The organism is Dellaglioa sp. CoH-56-MRSF-13 (assembly GCF_056782095.1).
In genome coordinates, this window is record NZ_JBXAYC010000062.1 from 1 (window position 1) to 443 (window position 443).

Sequence of the window (443 nt, forward strand, 5' to 3'; positions counted from 1 at the left end):
CTTACGACGTTCATCACCAACTGGTTCAAGAGTGCTAGGTCCGAAGTTGCAGAGATGTCGAAGGATCAGGGTGATCAGTCGTACGAAGCACTGGTCGAAGAAATGGGCGATGCATCGTCAGATGTGCTTGGGTCGACTGGCCCCGAGATAGACGGAGAGATGCAGGATCACATAGCCTATATCTCGAAACAGATTGATCGTCAGGGCTACGTGCGTGCCGCACTCGGGATACCGGAGAGGCTGACTAAAGAGCAGATTCAAATGCTGAACGAGTTCGTCGTTGTTATGGAGGACTAAATGGGACACCCCCTTGAGGTGAGCGTGGCGGCTCTAAATGCACTCGTCGCGGATTATGCACTACGCACACAACAGGCAGAGCTTCTGACCAGTCGCCTTATCGATAGCAACCTCGATGACGCGGCCAAGATCGCGTTGTTCGAAGC

General features: G+C 53.3%; 1 protein-coding gene. It reads left to right on the plus strand.

The features are described 5' to 3' along the window. Positions 1-297 (plus strand): hypothetical protein (locus AC1RP1_RS07890; protein WP_481762705.1); only part of this gene is annotated, 297 nt, incomplete at its 5' end. Positions 298-443 lie beyond the last annotated feature (146 nt).